The sequence below is a fragment of the Sulfuricurvum sp. genome (genome assembly GCF_022759005.1).
Classification (GTDB): domain Bacteria; phylum Campylobacterota; class Campylobacteria; order Campylobacterales; family Sulfurimonadaceae; genus Sulfuricurvum.
In genome coordinates this window covers 22812-41241 of record NZ_JAEMQA010000054.1, presented here as the reverse complement: position 1 = coordinate 41241, position 18430 = coordinate 22812, and the positions used below count along the sequence as shown (strand labels likewise).

Here is an 18430-nt window from a genome sequence, read left to right as displayed (position 1 = left end):
TGATTTCAGATTATTTTGGGAAGAGAATTGATCCCAATCGTATCATTGTGGAACCGCATTCGATAGCCAGTTCAAAATCCCCGCTCATCCCCATTGAACAGATTTTGGCATTGGGTAATGTCTCAAAAATACGACGAGTCGTTTCAAAACTTTTTGTAATAATTGAAATATCTTCGCTATGGGCTCCGATTGACATCACCCCTTGCAGTTGTAATCGCGGACACTCCTCTACAATTTGGGCGTATTGGTCGATCACTTCTTCGGGAAGAAATCCGCTTTTTGACGCTTCATAAGCGGAATTGATTTGAACCAAAGCTTTTATATTCATGTTATTGCGTTCAAGCCGTTCGTTTAATGCGCGGGCGAGTTCGAGTGAATCGATGGAGTGGACAAGATGGGGACTGAGACTGAGGAGATGGTTGATTTTGTTTTTTTGTAGATTTCCGATGAAATGCCATTCGAGAGGGAGTTCTTCTAATTTTTGACTTTTGGTAACAAGATCTTGGACTTTGTTTTCTCCGAATGCCCGTTGACCGATGTCGTAGAGTGTTTTAATTGCATCGGCATCGACGTATTTACTGGCGGCGACAATTTTGACAATATGGTGGTTATTCACTCGTAATCGGGCTTTTTCGACCCGTTCGATGATTGCGTCGAAATGGCGTTTGTATTCCAGTTGTGTCATTGCATTAACCTCGTAATATCGTTGTAAAGTCCTAATGACATGAGTCCAAGCAGAAGAATCCACCCTCCTATGGTAAGTTGTGTGATGACTGCTTCGCTGGGTGCTTTGCGCCGGATCATTTCATAGAGATTGAACATTACATGTCCGCCGTCAAGTGCCGGGATAGGGAGAAGATTCAAAACACCCAAATTGACTGAAATCAACGCCGAGAAGAAGAGGAGACTCATCCAGCCGTATTCGGCGGCATCCGCAGTGATTTTGGCAATACTCACAACTCCTCCAACCTCTTTGGCAGGAACGACACCGGTGATCAGTTTTTGAACGCTTTGAAAAATGAGTAATGAAGAGGTATACGTCTCTCGTGTTGCATAGGAGAGTGCACCGATTCCTGAGAGTTTTAATGTGTGCACATCGCCTGATGGGGCAATTCCTACCATAGGACGGGAGATCGTCTCTTTAAAAATATTTTGGGTTTGTGTCACTTTTGGGGTAACGGTAATTGAGAGAGCTTGGTGATTACGTTCGATCTCAAGCGTAACGGGTTGAATTGAGGATTTGATCCTCTCGGAGAGTTCATTCCACTCTTGGATACGTTCACCGTTGATAGCATGGACAATGTCCCCTTTTTGAAGACCAGCTTGCTGGGCTGGCGATCCTTTGAGGACATTCCCGATGATCGGTGAGAGTGTTTGAGGCCCGCCGAGGGCTATGGCATAAAAAAATACCCACGCAAGGGCAAAGTTTGCCAGCGGCCCAGCAAGGAGAATGATAATGCGTTGCCAAGGCTTTTTGCTGTTATAGCTGTCGTTGTCAGTGCTGATGGCAGTCGGATCAAGATCGTCCTGTCCTTTCATTTTGACGTAACCGCCTAACGGTATCGCAGAAATTTGCCATTGGGTGTTCAGCCAACGAAAAGAGGCGAGTTTTTTTCCGAAACCGATACTGAACACTTCGACGTAGATACCGAAAAAGCGTGCGGCACTGTAATGTCCTAACTCATGAAAGAAAATCATTGCCGAGAGGACGAGGAGGGCTGCAATCCAGGACATTTAGAGCTTCCCTTTGTAGGCTTTGCTAAATCCGATCAGGTATTCAACACCCGAATAAACAGTGAGAGCGACAGCGACCCAGAGAAGGGCTTCACCGAGAGGCCAGTGCATCAATAAAAAGCCGATAGCGATCATCTGCATGACGGTTTTCACTTTTCCCGTCATAGATGCGCTTACGTCGATCCCCTCAGAGACAGAGAGGGTACGAAGTCCGGTGATAAAGAGCTCACGGACGATAATGATATAAATTGCCCACGCCGATGCGGCACCGCTCATCATGAGACCCAAAAAGGCGGCGAGGGTGAGCATTTTATCGGCTAAAGGATCGAGGATTTTGCCGACGATAGTGATTTGACCCAGTTCACGAGCAACGTATCCGTCAAAAAAGTCGGTAGCACTGGCGATGACGAAAAGGAGTGCAGCAAAATAGTAACTCCAGCTTACGTGCCAGCCCGCTTCGGTAAAGAGCTGTGGATTGAGGATGATCCAAAACATCACCGGAGCGATGAGAAGGCGGATCAATGCTAAGATATTTGGGATATTGAACATTAATTAAACGTAGTCCCGCCGTCAACAATCAGGGTTTGACCGGTAATCCATGATGCCTCTGGAGTGCAGAGAAAATAAGCCGCACCGGCAATATCTTCCGGAGCACCCATGCGGTTAAGGGCAGAACGTTTTACCGTTTCGGCTTTCACCTCTTCATAATTGGTAAACGCTTTGAGGGCGTCGGTATCGATCGGACCGCCAGATACGGCATTAACACGGATATTCATCTCTCCGAGTTCTACCGCTGCATAGCGCATCATCGACTCAACCGCCGCTTTATTGGTCCCGTGCCCCGCATAGTTTTCGATATAGACGAGGTTTCCGGTACTGGACATCGTAACGACGGCACCACCACCCACTTTTTCCATCCGTTTTGCCGCTTCTTGGGTTCCGACGACGAACGCATTGACGGTCGCGGTATAGATGTTATTGAGTCCTTTGGGTTTCAAACGCATAAATTTACCGTATCCGCCGACAACACTACGGCCGTAGATCATTGCATTACTGACAAAAAAGTCGACGCGGTCAAAATCGGCATCAATTGCTTCAAAAAGAGGTTTAAACTCATCGGGTTCCAAGATATTGAGCGGATAAGCACGCGCTTTGATCCCGTATTTGCTTTCCCACTCTTGAGCCAATTTTGCAGCCGACTCTGCATTTGAATTGTAAGTGAACGCGACATTGACACCGTTTTGGGCAAATTTTTCGGCAATCGCTTGACCGATCCCTTTTGTTGCTCCGGTAATGACGAGTGTTTTACCTTTCATTGTGTCCATTTATGCTCCTACTACAGTGTAATTTTTGAGTACAGATTCGAGTTTTTTCATATTCTCAGTGCTTGGTGCAACAAGCGGAAGGCGATACTCGAGGGTATCCAGTAACCCCGCGATGTACATAGCCGCTTTGATCATCACCGGATTCGATTCCAAGAAAAGGGCTTTGTTAATTGGGAAGAGTTGATCGTTCAACACTTTTGCCCCGCTCATATCGCCGCTCAGCGCTTTGGCTACCAGTTGGCTTTTAAGATCGGGGAGGAGGTTTGAGGTAACGGATGTGATACCCGCACCGCCGCACGCGAGAATCGCGTAATCAATCGCGTCATCTCCGCACAATACTTTGAGTTCCGGTCTGCGTGAGAGGAGTTCGATGGTGCGTTCGATACTCCCCGTTGCCTCTTTGATTCCGTAGATGTTGGGGAGATCATCAAAAAGACGGATAACGGTATCGGCACTGATGTCCACCATAGTCCGTCCCGGCACGTTGTAGAGCATTACCGGAAGTTCCGGAACCGACTCGGCGATCGCTTTATAATGCTGATAGAGACCCTCTTGGGAGGGTTTGTTGTAATACGGTGCTACCGAGAAAATCGCATCAACGCCGCATTTTTGAGCCGTTTTAGCCGCTTCGATCGCTTCAGCGGTAGAGTTGCTCCCCGCACCTGCCAGAACTTTGGTAGAGGTTCCTTTGCACACGGCAACGGCAATCTCCATACAGATGCGATCTTCGTCATAGCTGAGGGTTGCACTCTCTCCCGTTGTCCCTACCGGACAGATGGCATCAATCCCGTTATTGATTTGTCGTTGGATCAGTTCGGCGTATTTTTGTTCATCCAATTTTCCGTTTTTGAACGGGGTTATAAGGGCGGTTGTTGAACCGGTGACAAGATTCATTTTTTACCTTTTCGTAGGATTAGCGTAGTTGATTTTTCGGGAACCAAATAGGTTTTGGCTACCTTTTGAATATCGGATGGGGTTAATGCTTCGATAGAGGCTTCATAATTCATCAGCGGTGCAATATCACCCCGAGCAAGATAGCTTCCGAAAAGCTCCGCAACCGATGTGGAACTTTCCAGCGAGTAGATGAAATCGGCTTTGGTATTGATTTTGATCTTATCCACTTCGGCTTTTTCAACCGGTTTGTCTTGAAGGTTGTGTATAACATTCCAAATCTCATTTTCAACCGTTTCAGCTTTGACACCGTTGTTGCAGACGGCTAGAAAGAGGAAAACACCCGGATCGATGTTTTCCATGTTGTATGCATAGATTTGGTTGACGAGCCGTTTTTCGTCGACCAAAATACGGTTCAATCGCGAACTTTTGCCCGAACTGAGCAATTCGCTGAGCGCCGAGAGTTTCGGCTGATCTTCGTGCTGAAAATTCGGGATTGGGAAACTCATTGCGAGCATCTCTACTTCGCTCTCTTTGTTCACTTCGACGCGACGTGCGCCGTCTTGTTCGGGCTCGATCACTTTTTTCGTCGGAATATCGAGGGTATTAGCGACGTTACCGAAGTGTTTTTGCGCCTCTTCAAACACATTAGCGGGTTTGACGTCACCCGTTACGACCAAAATCGCATTTTTCGGCTGATAATAAGTTTGATGAAAGGTCTTAATATCTTCCAGTGTCCATGTTTGAATATCGTTCATAAATCCGATCGGTGTCCAGTGGTAAGGATGATATACGTATGCACTGTTGAAAAGACGAAAATAGAGGTAGCCCATCGGATTATTGTCGGTTCTCCATCGGCGCTCTTCGGCAACGACATTGCGTTCTGGTTGGAACTCTTCGTCTTTGAGGTTGAGATTTTGCATCAACTCCGCAAACAACGAGAGCGATTTGCCAAGATTTTCCGAACTTGATTTGATGTAGTAGTGGGTGAAATCAAATCCCGTCGATGCGTTGTTCATCCCTCCGACGCTTTTTACCTCTTCGTCAAATTCGCCCGCTTTGAGGTTTTTCGTCGATTTGAAGTTCATATGCTCCAGCATATGGGCAATTCCGCTTTTTCCCATTACTTCATTTCGGCTGCCGACTTGGTAAAAGATATCGGTTGAAATGACGCGCGAACCGTTATCCATAGGGATAGCCACGACTTGTAAGCCATTCGTCAGCGTTTTTGTTTCAAAGTGAGGCAATGATGAGGCCATAAGGGTTCCTAAACTCAAAATAGTGGCAATAAAAAGTTTCATTGCCGATCTGCGCCGATCGCTTCGGTGATCGAATTAAATCCGTCCGAAGCCAAAAGATCGATCAGGCCGCTGTTGATCTCTTCGACCACTTCAGGACCTTTGAAAATCAACGAGGTATAGAGTTGAATGAGTGATGCACCCGCTCGGATGCGGCGATATGCCTCTTCCGGAGAGTTAATGCCGCCGACACTGATGAGGGTAGTTTTTCCGAACAGTTCACGGGCGATCGCATCGAAAATGTAAAAACTGCGTTCCCGCAACACTTCGCCGCTCAAACCGCCCATCTCTTCAGGCTCACTGACGAGGGAGTAATCGACGGTTGTATTGGTTGCGATAATACCGTCCGCTCCACTCTCTACGGCGTGGGCACAGAGGGCTACGGCTTGATCTTCGGACATATCGGGGGCAATTTTAAGTAAGATCGGTTTTGAGGTAATCGCTTTGGCTTCGGCAAAGAGCTGGGTAATAAACGCTTCGTTTTGGAGATCACGCAATCCCGGAGTATTCGGGGAAGAGATATTGATGACCATGTAGTCGGCATACTCGTGAAGTGCTTTGATCAATGTTGTGTAGTCTTTGATTGCACGATCTTCGGGGGTGATTTTGTTTTTTCCGATGTTAACACCGATTGGGGTGCTAAAGGGATAGATATTTTTGAGACGGTGAGAGATGCGGAACAATCCGTCGTTGTTAAATCCCATCGCGTTTTGGAGCGATTCTTCTTCGATATGTCTCCACAAACGGGGGCGGGGATTTCCCTCTTGGGGTTTCGGGGTGAGGGTACCGATTTCGCTGAAACCGAATCCCATCGCCATCACGCCGTGAAACATCGTGGCATTTTTATCAAATCCTGCCGCAAGACCGACCGGATTGAGAAATGTTCGTCCGAACAACTCTTGGGAGAGGGACGGGTGACTTACGAAATGTTTGGCCATCCAGCTGTTGGCAAGCGGCGGGCAAAAGCTTGCTCCACGTAAAAGCCCAGCTGCAAGAGTATGGGCATTTTCAGGCTGGAGTTTAAAAAGCCAAGGTTTCAAAGATTCATAATCAAACATGCTGACCCGCCTCACAAGAGCATAAAGTTGGAGCGATTATACTCAAAAAAGGTTGAATGGTTTGTTAATTAACCCTTTAGTGGAAGAGTTGCAATATGTTCGGTGACTTCTGATGCGATGAATTGGGGAGTTGTACCGCTTAATGTCAGAGAATAATCATTGTCCCCTAATGTGCCGTAAAGGGTTGGAGCTGTGGCTTTAAAGAGGGCAATAGTGGGGACTCCCGAAGCACTGGCAAGATGCATAGGTCCCGTATCACCACAGATAAATGCATCCATTTGGGAGAGTATAGCTCCTAGGTTTCGCAAATTAGACTCCAAAAGTGAATAGAGCTCTTCTGTGAGTTTTTTAGGGACATCGGGGGAGAGGATATCGACAAACACGGCATTTGGATTAAGCTGTTTCATCTGAGTATACCACTCGTGCCACCACTCATTAGAGATCTTTTTCTCAAATCTAGCATCGCGAAACATACCGATAACTTTTGATTTGCTTCCCCATATATACCCTTGTTCGGTTAGACGTTTTTTAAGTTCTTCTAGCCCGACAGCTTTTTCTTGTTCACTAAGAGAGATATCCATTTTTTGAGGAAATTCGGTCGGTAAATTTCCAAAAGCTTTCATCAGATCAAGTGGCTTTAGGGCTTCATGTACTAATCCGTTTGGAGAATTGACGACATGGGTTGAGGGAGACCAGTCTCCCTGTGTATTAAATCCCAGTTTGTAGGTTCCGCGCGCTAAAAATGTTGCCCCTCTATCGCTCGCCGATCCGGCATTTAGATTGATCACAAGATCGTAATAGGGTTTACGGAGCTGACGGATATAGCGGAACAGATGGATTGGATTTTTGAGCAGACGACGGGGGAAATCAAATACATTTTGGACGGTTGAAAACCCTTTTAATAATGAAGAGGGGTAACGTGCTCCGATGAGGATATCCATCGATGCCTCGGGGAAGCGTTGCTCGAGTGCACGGAGGAGCGGAGTCGTAAAAAGGATATTTCCGATACGGTAATTGATCCGGATGACTAAAATACGGCGGATATTTTCAGAGGGGATTATTTCATGTTTGGCGCGAGTCGGGAAAAAAAATAATAATAGTGCATTAAAGCCGTTTTTGATCTTTTTTCTGATTTGTGAGTGTAATGGTATCCCCATCAATATCTCCTTTAATTTTCCGTTAGTGTTTGACTAAGACGCTGATATTCTTCAGAAGAGCTCAAAAGTTTTTGATGGCTCCCTTCCGCTACGATTTTCCCTGCTTTGAATACAAATATTCGATCAGCATCTTGTACCGTGCTGAGGCGGTGGGCGATTAGGATCGTAATTTTGTCTTTTGCATATTCGTTGAGGGTATTTTGGATTTTCCGTTCGGTTTCATTGTCAAGCGCACTGGTCGCTTCATCCAAAATGAGAAGTGATGCATGCTTATAAATGGCTCTGGCAATGGCGATCCGCTGTCTCTGCCCGCCTGAGAGGTTGGCACCGAATTCCTGCATTACTGTATGAATACCATCAGGAAGTGATTGGGCAAACTCCAGGGCATCCGCCATTTTAAGTGCTTCAATAACACGCGCTTCATCGACAGTTTCGCCGTATGCTACATTTGAGGCTAGCGTGTCTTGGAAAATATAGACCCGCTGAGAGACGAAAGCGATTTGCGAACGGAGGGATTGCTGTGTATACTCTTTTAGACTATGTCCGTTAATGGAAATAGTACCGGAGATCGGATCGTAAAAACGGAGAAGAAGATTAACAAAAGAACTTTTCCCCCCTCCGCTTTGTCCAACCAATGCGATTGTCTCCCCGGCTTGAATCGTCATATTGATAGTGTCTAAGGCCGTTTTATCTTCAAATTTGAGCGTTACCTGATCAAATTGGATCTGTTTTACGGTGTCGTTTAAGATTAACTTTCCATCCGCTATTTTGTTTTCCATATCAAAAATCTGGAATACCCGTTCGCTTGCGGCTTGGGCATCTTGTATCCTGCCTAAAATATTACTAACCCCTTTAAGCGGTTGAAATACGAGACCGATTGCCGTCAAAAAAGCGGTGAATTCACCGATGCTCATCACACCATTGTAAACCTGATTCCCACCTATAAAGATAACAGCTGCCAGCCCGATTGCCGCGATAATTTCCATCATCGGTGAGACCAACTCACTGGTATAGGCTGATTTCATGTTGAGTTTGAAAAACTGATCGTTTTCAAGGTGAAAACGATCCATTTCGTATTCTTCGGTTGCGTTTGATTTAATAATTTCAGAATTGTTGAAAACTTCGGTTAACCGCGTAACGATATCGGCATTTTTTTCTTGTGAACGGTGTGCTAGGCGCTTGAGCCGTTTGGTGATTTGAATCAAAGGGAAAATTACTATCGGCATAACGACTAATGCCCAAAACGCTAGAGTGGCATTGAGATAAATGACGTATCCGATAAGCGAGATGACGGTGAGGCTTTCACGTACCAATTCGGGCATCATGGATGAAACAAAATATTGAATTCTGTTGATATCGTTGGTAATTCGAGAGATGAGTTCACCGCTGCGGTTTGCATAAAGAAACTGCATGTCCATATAGACCATTTTGGTGAGCAGCTCTTCTCTGATTTTTGAAACGATATGAAGACCGATATAGGTATTAAAAACGGCTTGAATATAACGTCCTGCCGATTTGATGATATAAATTCCGATCAAAAGAAGCGGAATGATATAGAGCATTCTGGCCTCTTTTTTGATAAACATATTATCCATGAGAGGCTTCATGATATGTGCAGTCGCCGCAGTTGCACTGACGGTAAAAATGATCCCGATTAAGACCATAAAAAACTGAAATTTATATTCTCGGATATAAGGCCAGAAGCGTTTATAACTCTCTCTCATTCACGCATCTCCCAAAAGGTTCCGTTTGCAGTATCCATAATGGCGATTCCCATTGCGGTGAGTTCATCACGAATCGCATCGGAAGTCGCAAAATCTTTCGCTTTTTTGGCTTCGGTTCGTTGAGTGATCAGCTCATCGATTTTCGTTTTTGTTGTTTCGTCCAACCCGAATTGGAAATACTCAAAAGGATTTTGTCCCCCGAATCCTAAAATGCGCTCAATGGCAGATAGTGATGAGAGGAGGATTTGACGATAGACTTTGTCTTTTGGGTTTTGGTCAAGTGCTTCATTGGCGGTGCTGATCAGCTCATCGATGAGTGCATACGCACGTGAGACGTTTAGATCATCCTCCAGTGCTTCGAGAAGATTACTTTTAAACTCGGTTTCGATCATTTCGGCAGTGAGGCCAAAGAGCCGCTTTTTGAGGCGGTAGAGGCGATCAAGGCGGCGTTTAGAAGCGATGAGATCCTCTTCGTTAAAGTTAAAATCGCCCCGATAGTGGGTACTCAGGAGATAAAAACGGAGCACTTCGCCATCGTAGGCTTTGAGGGCGTCTTTGAGGAAAAAGCTGTTACCGAGGCTTTTGGACATTTTTTCGCCGTCGATCGTGACGAATCCGTTGTGCATCCAGTATTTGGCCAATTCATGATTGGTCGCACATCGGGTTTGCGCCGCTTCGTTTTCGTGGTGAGGGAAAAGGAGGTCGGCTCCGCCGCCGTGGATGTCGATAGCATACTCACCGACGTGAGGGCTTACAAAGCGCTCGATCATCGCCGAACACTCCAAATGCCACCCCGGACGTCCCCGCCCGAACGGTGAATCAAATGCAACCCCCTCATCATGAACCGCTTTCCAGAGGGCGAAATCGGCATCGCTTCTTTTTTCGGAGACTCTCTCAACGCGGCTGACGTTCTCAGAGCTTTGGCGATTGGAGAGGCTGAGATAGTTTTTGTCGCTGGAGGTATCGAAATAGATGTCGCCGTTGCTGATAACGTAGGCGTGTTTTTTGTCGATGAGGTTTTGAATCATTTCGCACATCGGTTCGATCGATTCGGTCGCTTTGGGTTCCAGCGTCGGTTGACGCACACCGATAGCAGCCATATCGCGATGATACGCGAGAGTATAGCGCTGTGCGATTTCACTCGTGCTGATCCCAAGCTCACGCGCTTTGTTGATGATTTTATCGTCAATATCGGTGATGTTGCGTGCAAAGGTGACGTCATACCCCTTGGCTTCGAGAACACGACGCAACAGATCGAATACCAAAGCGCTTTTGGCGTGTCCCAAATGGGCATCGTCATAGACGGTAGGACCGCAGACATAAAGGGATACTTTCCCCTCTTGGAGCGGTTGGAATGGTAATTTTGTTTTTTTAACGCTGTCGTAAAGTGTCATGAATGTCCAATCTTTTTATCGTATCAAGTGTATCAAAAATTGATTTAAAGTATAAAATATCGCCCCTAATCCTGCCGTGCCGAGGATAAAATAGAGGCTATAGCGGGTTTTGAGAAGATCGAAGAGGATACCCCAACCCACCTCTCGAATGGTCAAGATCATTTGCACGGCACCACCGATACTTCCCGCCAATGCCAAGCCTGCCGCACCGAGAGGTTTCATCAGGATAAGAGAAAAAATGATATTGATGATGAGAGATACGGCGGCAATTTTGGCCGCTTTGATATGTTTGTGCATCGCGTAGAGATAGAGAGAAAAAAGTTTGGCAAGCCCAAAGGGGAGCAATCCTATCATATACATCATCAGGACGTTTGCTGTATTATGGGTGTCTTGGATACTAAATGCTCCTCGCTCAAACAAGAGCCAGACAATCGGTTCTGCGAGCAAAACACCCCCTAAAACCGATATACCCAGCAAGGCACTCAATAACCAAAACGATTTATAGAGATTTCGGTAGGCGAGGGTATGGTTTTCGTTTTTGATCGCTTTGGCGATACTGGGAAATAGAGCGGTGGTGATGGCGAGAGCGATAATGGCAAAGGGGAGTTGAAAAACCCGATTGGCGTAAAAGAGATAGGATACCGATCCCGCCGCCAAAAACGAGGCGAGAGAGGTATCGATGAAGGAGGCTATTTGCGCCGTTGAATTGCCTAATACCGAGGGGAAAAAAAGAGAGCTGAATTTAGACTCTTCGGCTTTGACATCTTTGGTTTTACGATATTTCCATCCTCCGATGAGGAGTTTCATGAGTCCTTGCTGACGCATCGCATAGAGATGAGTGATAACTTGAAGGAGCCCTCCGACGAGAATCGAAAAGCTCAGCGCATAAACGATCGTTTTCGGATCGCTGTGAGCGAAGAGCATAAGAGTGACGATCATCGCGACATTGAGCCATACGGTCGAAAATGCGGTGGTAAAAAAATGTTCTTTATGCTGGAGGAGAGTCCCTAAAAAAGTGACGATAAAAATGAGATCCAAATACCAGAAATTGATGGTGGTGAGCGGAGCAGTTTTTGCGATAAGATCGGCATTCCAATCCCATGCGAGCAATTTGGTAAAAAATCCAGGGAAGAGGGTGACGATGAGCGAAAAGGCGATGATTACAATCATAAAACGGATAAATATCGCGACGGCAAAGACACTCTTTTGGTGAGAAGCGATGTACGAGGGCATAAAACTTTGGGTAAACGAACCCTCCGCAAAGATGCGTCGGAAGAGGTTCGGGAATTTGAACGCCATAAAAAAGATGTCGCTCCACATATTTGCACCCAACACCGACGTCATCAAAATGTCACGCCCTAGTCCCGTAACGCGGGAGATGAGGATACCGAACGAGTTGGAGAATATCGATTTAAACATAGCCTGTTGCAATTCCAAAAATAAATTTTACGCAATTTTAACCGATATGTCATTAAAATAGGGGCAATTATAAAGGAACATACCATGGGGCTGTTTGCCAAAGAAGGTGAAAATATTGCAACTGAGACGCATATCACTCCGGTGATTGTCCGTACATCAAACGTTCCAAAAGAGCTGTTGCAAATTGCTGCGAATTATAAAGTTCCCGTCCATTCTTTGGATTTTCATCTTCTCGGAATTGAAACTTTCACAAAAGCTGCTGCGGAAGGAGCGGCCGAAGACTGGGTAGAGATGCATGAGGAGGAGATCGCAAACCTCAAAAAAGACGATTTTCTCAATCCGAAATTCGAACTCAAGCAAGTGTATGAGATCGAAATATTTTCGATAACGGAGAAGCATAATATTGATTCGATCGACATGTCGATCGGTGGGAATACCTCGTTGTCCAAAATTTATTTGACCATAAAAACTGGAAGCATCGCCCACTATTACCCAAATTTTCAAGACGATTTTATGGACGCAATCAAGAAAAAAATGTTGCGTGCAAATATTATGATCGGTATTTTTGATTCAATGATGCTCTCGAATCTTACTGAACTTTTCGCCAAAATTCACGTTCAAGGAGTTTATCGTTTTGAGACACAAGAACGTTATCTCATTGCTCAAGGTGTGGAGCCTGTCGAAACCGTGAACGATAAATTGATTCTCCATTATGAAACCAAACGACAGAATATGGATCAGCAAGGGAGAATCGATTACGCCAAACGGGGTTATTTGATGAGTGCGGTAAAAGATGAACTGCTGATTGAATACATTAAGCCCAGAAAAGGGGAAAGCGGTCGTAATTGTCGGGGTGAATTTATTATGCCCAAAGAACCCATTATTAAATTTGAACCTACCTTTACAACGGGAGAAAAAATTACCGTTTTGAATACTCCGACCAGTATCGAATATCGAGCGGCAGTGGGAGGATATGTCACTCTAGAGGGGGGAATGTACAACATCAATAGTGAAGTGGAAGTGAGTGAAATCAGCTTTAAAACGACGGGCTCTATTGATACCGAACTCGATGCGGATGTCTCTATCAATGTTAAACAGAAGGACTCGATGAGAGATGCCATCGGTCAAGGGATGGAGGTAAAGGTTAAAACGATAACGGTTGAGGGAAACATCGGCCCTGATGCCAAAGTCACCGCTAAAAAAGCGACGGTTGACGGTCAAGTTCACCAAAGTGCAATCATTCGTGCCGATGAATTGACAATTAATGTGCACAAAGGGACGGCGTATGGCAAAGAGGTTCATATCGCACGACTTGAACATGGTACCGTAGAAGCCGATCGGGTAACAATATCGCAAGCCACAGGGGGAAAAGTACGGGCGCGTGAGATCATCGTCGAGTTATTAGGTTCCCATGTGAAATTAACCGCTTCGCATCTGATTGAGATTAAAAAAATTCAAGGTGGGGAAAATCAGCTCAAAATTGATCCGATGATTACCGAATCGGCTGATAATTTGCACGAGCATGCCGAACAGATTACCCAAATTAAAAATGCGATCCGTTCCATCAAAAAAGAGCTGGACGGATATGAGCAAACATGGCGTGAAAACGCCCCTGTTATTGATGATTTAAAACGTAAACTTGCCTATTATAAGGCCAATGGGATAAAATTACCCGTCGCATTCGTCGAAAAATATCATCAGCATCAGCTTTTCAAAGAGAAATTGGATTCTCTGCGCAATGAATTGCAAACAAAAGAAGATCAATATGCCTGGTTGACTGAGCGTCATACGTCGCTGCAAGCCGAAATTTTTGACGCTCGGATCATCAATCACGATCGATGGCATAATCATAATGAGATCATTTTCAAACTAATTGATCCTCCGACGGAAATTCTTTATGTTCCTATCGAGGATTCGGAAGAGAAAATTTTAGGTTTATACGAAGATGCAGACGGAAAATTTTCCATTAAGGTTATGACGCAATGATCATCGGATTAGAGGGAATTATAGAGTACAAAGAACCGACATCGGTTCATATGAATGTCAATAGTGTTATTTACGAAGTGTTTGTTTCTTTGCATACCTACAGTTCGATCGGTTCAGATAAGATGCGCCTGCATATTCATCATGTGATTCGGGAAGATGCTCAACAACTCTACGGATTTGCCCAAAAAAGTGAAAAAATCCTTTTTGAGGGGATGCTTAAAATTAACGGAATCGGTCCAAAAGCAGCGCTTGCTATCTGCTCGACCTTTACGCCGGAGCAGTTTGCGGGTATTATTTCATCTAAAGATGTCAATGCGTTGAAAAAAGTTCCGGGAATCGGACCGAAAAGTGCCGCACGGATTATGGTGGAATTGGCCGGTTTTGATGCCGTCTTGCTCAATAGTGCACCGTCGTTCAATTCCGCAACGACTGAAGCGATGATGGCACTCGAATCGCTCGGATTTAAAAAAGAGCAGATTGCCAAAGCACTCAGTGCTTCGAGTGCAACCGACACACCGACGCTTGTCAAAGAGGCGTTAAAACAATTACAAAAACTCTAAAAGGATACCCATTGAAATTAGCCATTTTATTCGGCGGAGCCAGTTACGAACATGAAATCAGTATTGTCAGTGCAATTACCGTCAAAGGGAAGTTGGAATCAAAATTTGATTTGAGTTTTATTTTTTGCGATCAAGATCATAAATTTTATCTCATTGACGGTGCGAAAATGAAAGCGATCACGTTTTCTCGCGGCGAACATAAAAAAATGGGTGAATTGTTCATCACCAATGGCGGATTTGAACAACGCGGTTTTTTCGGGTCAAAGAAACTTGAGATGCCGATTCTCAATCTCATCCACGGCGGTGACGGTGAGGACGGTTCTATCGCGTCATTGATGGATTTTTTCCATATTCCGTTCATCGGACCTCGCAAAGAGGCATCGATGCTCAGTTTTGATAAACACTATACCAAATGGCTTGCGGCATCGCTCGGAGTCAAAACCCTCCCATATGAGATCTTGCACAAAGAGGATAAACGTGTTGTCGCTACAGCATACCCTTTTATCGTCAAACCGGCCCGTTTGGGAAGCTCAATCGGGGTGAGTATCGTTCGTGAGGCTAGCGAACTTGATTATGCGTTGGACGTGGCATTTGAGTTTGATAGCGTTGTGTTGATCGAACCGTTTATCAACGGGGTTAAAGAGTATAATTTAGCCGGATTCAGTGCACGCGGCGAGATCACCTACTCAATCGTCGAAGAGCCTCAAAAAGCCGATTTTCTCGATTTCGAGAAAAAATACCTCGATTTTTCCCGTTCAGGGAGCGTTGAACACGCGGCGGTAAGCGATGCACTGGTTACACAGTTGCGGGAATCGTTTGCCAAAATCTATTTGCCGTTGTTTGAGGGTGCGCTTATCCGCTGTGATTTCTTCGAAATTGAGGGAGAAGTGTATCTCAATGAGATCAATCCGATCCCCGGATCAATGGCGAATTATCTGTTCGAAGACTTTAGCGGAGGGGTCCAAAAACTTTTGGGTTCATTGCCGGATAAAAAAGCGATTCGTGTCAATTACGACTATATCCACTCGATTTCCCAAGCCAAAGGGAAATAAGCGTGGCAGTCAAGTCTCTCCAGTATAAACAGCATACCTTTTCGATCAGTTACGAGATCATCAATCCCACTGCGCATATCGACCTCATTTTTTTGCACGGATGGGGATCGCATAAAAATTTGATGAAGCACGCTTTCGGTGCTCATTTACAGCAGTTTCGTCATATCTATATCGATATGCCTGGATTTGGGAACAGCACCTGCAATATGGCGTTGACAACCGAAGATTACGCCACCATTTTAGAATCGTTCCTTTCTATGATTGAGGCGGACAAAACAGTGATTTTGGGGCACTCATTCGGTGGAAAAGTGGCAACATTATTGCAGCCGGATGTATTAATTTTGGTTGCTTCGGCGGGGATATTGGTTCCAAAACCGTTCAAAATTCGTGCTAAAATCGCTTTATTCAAAGTCTTGAAATGGACCGGTTTGACGCAGCTTCGACGATTTTTCGTCGCACCTGACGCGCAAGGGCTCTCTCAGCCGATGTATGAGACCTTTAAAAGTGTGGTCAATGAGGATTTCAGTGAAAAATTCCGTGCCTACAAAGGCAAAGCACTTTTGTGTTTCGGCACTCAGGATACGGCAACGCCTCTTTGGACCGCACATAAAATCGCCGCATTGATGAGTGCAGCCAGAGTAGTAGAGTTTGACGGGGATCACTATTTCTTTTTGGAACAAGCTTCATCCGTAGCCAAAGAGATTGAAAAAACCGTATTAGAAAGTCTGAAACATTAAGGAATAGAAGTATGGAATATCCGCAAATTTTTGCTTTTTTAACGAATCTCTTATTCGTCATGACGTTGGGATGGTATTTGATTACCAATCTTCAGTGGTACGATTATCGAATCGAGCGTGTGATACTCCGACACCATAAAACATGGTGGCATTTTGTCTATTTTCTCCTTCCGTTTTTTGTCTATTATGCTATTCCTGAATTTTTTTGGATCTATTTTTATATTGCACTTCTCCCTGCAATGATTATTTGGCACCGTAAATTGGATAAAAAAGTGGTGTTGACATGGCGAGTGAAGCGTTTCTTGATCCTTTTGTTTTCGATCACGGTATTTATCAATACTCTTTTGAGTTTAAAAGGGTTTACCGGTCCTTATAGTGTCCTTTTTCCGATCGTTGCAACGTATCTCGGTTCATGGGGCATTGAGAAATTTTTGTTTTTTGCCTATAAGCGCGAAGCAAAGCGCAAAGTGGCATCGATGTCTGATTTGACGATTATCTGTGTCACCGGAAGCTACGGTAAAACATCGATGAAAAATTTCATTGCACAGGTATTGGGTCAAAAATATAACGTTTACGCCACACCGCGAAGCGTCAATACGCTCGGAGGTATCATCCGCGACGTTAACGAATCGCTCCCTTCCGATACCCAAGTCTATATCTGTGAAGCTGGTGCGCGGGAAGTGGGGGATATTTACGCCATTGCTCAACTGCTTCATCCGCAAATCGTGGTAGTCGGAAAAGTGGGACCGCAGCATTTGGAATATTTTAAAACGTTAGAGCGTATTCAGCGTACCAAACTCGAAATCATCCACTCAGACCGTCTTAAACGGGCGTTTATCCACACTTCGGTCACGAATGAACCGCATGAAAAAGTGACCTTTTTCGGCGAAGATGTTCATAATCTGCAAGCAACATTGGAGGGGATCGATTTTGATCTCAGCGTCAACGGTGAAGAGAGACATTTCCACACCAACGTACTCGGCGGATTTCAAGCCATTAACATCAATGCGGCGATTTTGATCGCTTCCGAGATGGGGATGAGTAGCGATGAAATTGTCAAGGCTGTTGAAAACCTCAAGAGTGTCGAACACCGACTGGAGAGAATCGATGCCGGGGGCAAAATCATCCTTGATGATGGGTACAACGGCAATATTGACGGAATGCTGGAGGGGGTGCGTTTATGTTCCCTCCATAGCGGTCGCAAAGTGATCGTAACACCGGGATTGGTGGAGAGTACCGAAGAGCTAAATAGCGAATTGATCCGCGCCATCAACGGTGTTTTTGATATTGCGATTATCACTGGGTCACTCAATGCAACGCAGTTCGATAAGGAGTTAAAAGTTCCTCAGAAAATCATGTTGGCGGATAAGTCGCAGATGGTGAAAACATTGGGAGAAGTCACAAAAGCGGGTGACATCATCCTTTTTGCGAATGACGCGCCCAACTTTATTTAGAACGATAAAGGAATAAAATCCCTTTATCTACGCTAGCCGCTATGGCACTAAAGCTTGCCTCATTCGAGGCAGATTGGAGAAGCTAATGGAAAATATCCTTTATGCCCCGTGGCGCGATGAGTACGTAACGGGTGAAAAGATCGATGGGTGCGTGTTTTGTCACATCAGCACCCACGAGAGTGATGATGAGAGCCTCCATGTCCTATACCGTGATGAGCACTGTTTTATTGTGATGAACCGCTATCCCTATACACCGGGACATTTTATGATAATCCCTCACCATCATACCGATGCACTTGAAGCGCTTGATCCGAACGTATGGCTTCACATGAGCGCTTTGGCGCAACGGGGTGTAAGAATGCTCAAAGAGAGCTTTGGTGCGCACGGCGTCAATATCGGGATGAATCTGGGCAAAGCGGGTGGTGCAGGAATTGCGGAGCATATCCATCTGCATTTGGTTCCACGCTGGGAGAGAGATACGAATTTTATTACGGCGATTGGTGAAAATCGGGTATATTCGACCGATTTTGAGAAAATCTATCGTAGATTAAAAGGTTTAGCGGAAACATATTTTAAAGGGTGATTCCTCTCTCCGTCAAAATACGTTACTGTTTGCTCAGCAGCTTGGGCACTTAAGCCAA

General features: G+C 45.2%; 17 protein-coding genes. 6 read left to right on the top strand and 11 right to left on the bottom strand.

What is annotated here, in order from left to right:
- Positions 1-10: 10 nt before the first annotated feature.
- The 11 genes from JHC35_RS03700 to murJ all read right to left on the bottom strand — a co-directional run bounded on the left by JHC35_RS03700 (position 11) and on the right by murJ (position 12018).
- Positions 11-685, bottom strand: coding sequence for a YggS family pyridoxal phosphate-dependent enzyme (locus JHC35_RS03700; protein ID WP_295042112.1), 675 nt, complete (start codon positions 683-685; stop codon positions 11-13).
- On the bottom strand, positions 682-1734 hold the full coding sequence (gene rseP / locus JHC35_RS03695) for an RIP metalloprotease RseP (RefSeq protein ID WP_295042110.1): 1053 nt from the start codon (positions 1732-1734) through the stop codon (positions 682-684). Before rseP ends, JHC35_RS03700 begins: the two co-directional genes overlap by 4 nt.
- Complete coding sequence (gene pgsA / locus JHC35_RS03690) at positions 1735-2283, bottom strand: CDP-diacylglycerol--glycerol-3-phosphate 3-phosphatidyltransferase (protein ID WP_295042109.1); 549 nt, start codon at positions 2281-2283, stop codon at positions 1735-1737.
- Entirely contained in the window at positions 2283-3059 is a 777-nt protein-coding gene (locus tag JHC35_RS03685) for an enoyl-ACP reductase (RefSeq protein WP_295042107.1), read from the bottom strand. Before JHC35_RS03685 ends, pgsA begins: the two co-directional genes overlap by 1 nt.
- Complete coding sequence (gene dapA, locus JHC35_RS03680; protein ID WP_295042105.1) at positions 3060-3953, bottom strand: 4-hydroxy-tetrahydrodipicolinate synthase; 894 nt, start codon at positions 3951-3953, stop codon at positions 3060-3062.
- Positions 3950-5251, bottom strand: coding sequence for a pitrilysin family protein (locus tag JHC35_RS03675; RefSeq protein WP_295042103.1), 1302 nt, complete (start codon positions 5249-5251; stop codon positions 3950-3952). The genes dapA and JHC35_RS03675 overlap by 4 nt, the downstream gene beginning before the upstream one ends.
- The gene (locus JHC35_RS03670) at positions 5248-6306 is read right to left on the bottom strand and encodes a quinone-dependent dihydroorotate dehydrogenase (RefSeq protein ID WP_295042101.1); all 1059 of its coding nucleotides are present in this window, start codon (positions 6304-6306) and stop codon (positions 5248-5250) included. The genes JHC35_RS03675 and JHC35_RS03670 overlap by 4 nt, the downstream gene beginning before the upstream one ends.
- Before the next feature lie 68 nt (positions 6307-6374).
- Positions 6375-7463 carry a glycosyltransferase family 9 protein gene (locus JHC35_RS03665; protein ID WP_295042099.1) on the bottom strand — a complete coding sequence of 363 codons (1089 nt, stop codon included), beginning with the start codon at positions 7461-7463 and terminating at the stop codon, positions 6375-6377.
- 11 nt (positions 7464-7474) lie between these two features.
- Positions 7475-9187, bottom strand: a complete 1713-nt coding sequence (locus JHC35_RS03660; RefSeq protein ID WP_295042097.1) for an ABC transporter transmembrane domain-containing protein — start codon at positions 9185-9187, stop codon at positions 7475-7477.
- On the bottom strand, positions 9184-10581 hold the full coding sequence (cysS, locus tag JHC35_RS03655) for a cysteine--tRNA ligase (protein ID WP_295042095.1): 1398 nt from the start codon (positions 10579-10581) through the stop codon (positions 9184-9186). Before cysS ends, JHC35_RS03660 begins: the two co-directional genes overlap by 4 nt.
- A gap of 15 nt (positions 10582-10596) precedes the next feature.
- Entirely contained in the window at positions 10597-12018 is a 1422-nt protein-coding gene (murJ, locus tag JHC35_RS03650; protein WP_295042093.1) for a murein biosynthesis integral membrane protein MurJ, read from the bottom strand.
- Positions 12019-12084: 66 nt separating this feature from the next.
- On the opposite strand from murJ, the gene JHC35_RS03645 reads away from it, so the two are divergent.
- The 6 genes from JHC35_RS03645 to JHC35_RS03620 all read left to right on the top strand — a co-directional run bounded on the left by JHC35_RS03645 (position 12085) and on the right by JHC35_RS03620 (position 18372).
- Positions 12085-13986, top strand: coding sequence for a flagellar assembly protein A (locus JHC35_RS03645; protein ID WP_295042091.1), 1902 nt, complete (start codon positions 12085-12087; stop codon positions 13984-13986).
- Complete coding sequence (ruvA, locus tag JHC35_RS03640; protein ID WP_295042089.1) at positions 13983-14546, top strand: Holliday junction branch migration protein RuvA; 564 nt, start codon at positions 13983-13985, stop codon at positions 14544-14546. Before JHC35_RS03645 ends, ruvA begins: the two co-directional genes overlap by 4 nt.
- Before the next feature lie 11 nt (positions 14547-14557).
- Entirely contained in the window at positions 14558-15598 is a 1041-nt protein-coding gene (locus JHC35_RS03635) for a D-alanine--D-alanine ligase (RefSeq protein WP_295042087.1), read from the top strand.
- Positions 15599-15600: 2 nt separating this feature from the next.
- Entirely contained in the window at positions 15601-16335 is a 735-nt protein-coding gene (locus JHC35_RS03630) for an alpha/beta hydrolase (RefSeq protein ID WP_295042085.1), read from the top strand.
- A gap of 11 nt (positions 16336-16346) precedes the next feature.
- Entirely contained in the window at positions 16347-17789 is a 1443-nt protein-coding gene (gene murF / locus JHC35_RS03625) for a UDP-N-acetylmuramoyl-tripeptide--D-alanyl-D-alanine ligase (RefSeq protein ID WP_295042083.1), read from the top strand.
- 85 nt (positions 17790-17874) lie between these two features.
- Entirely contained in the window at positions 17875-18372 is a 498-nt protein-coding gene (locus JHC35_RS03620) for an HIT domain-containing protein (RefSeq protein ID WP_295042081.1), read from the top strand.
- Positions 18373-18430 lie beyond the last annotated feature (58 nt).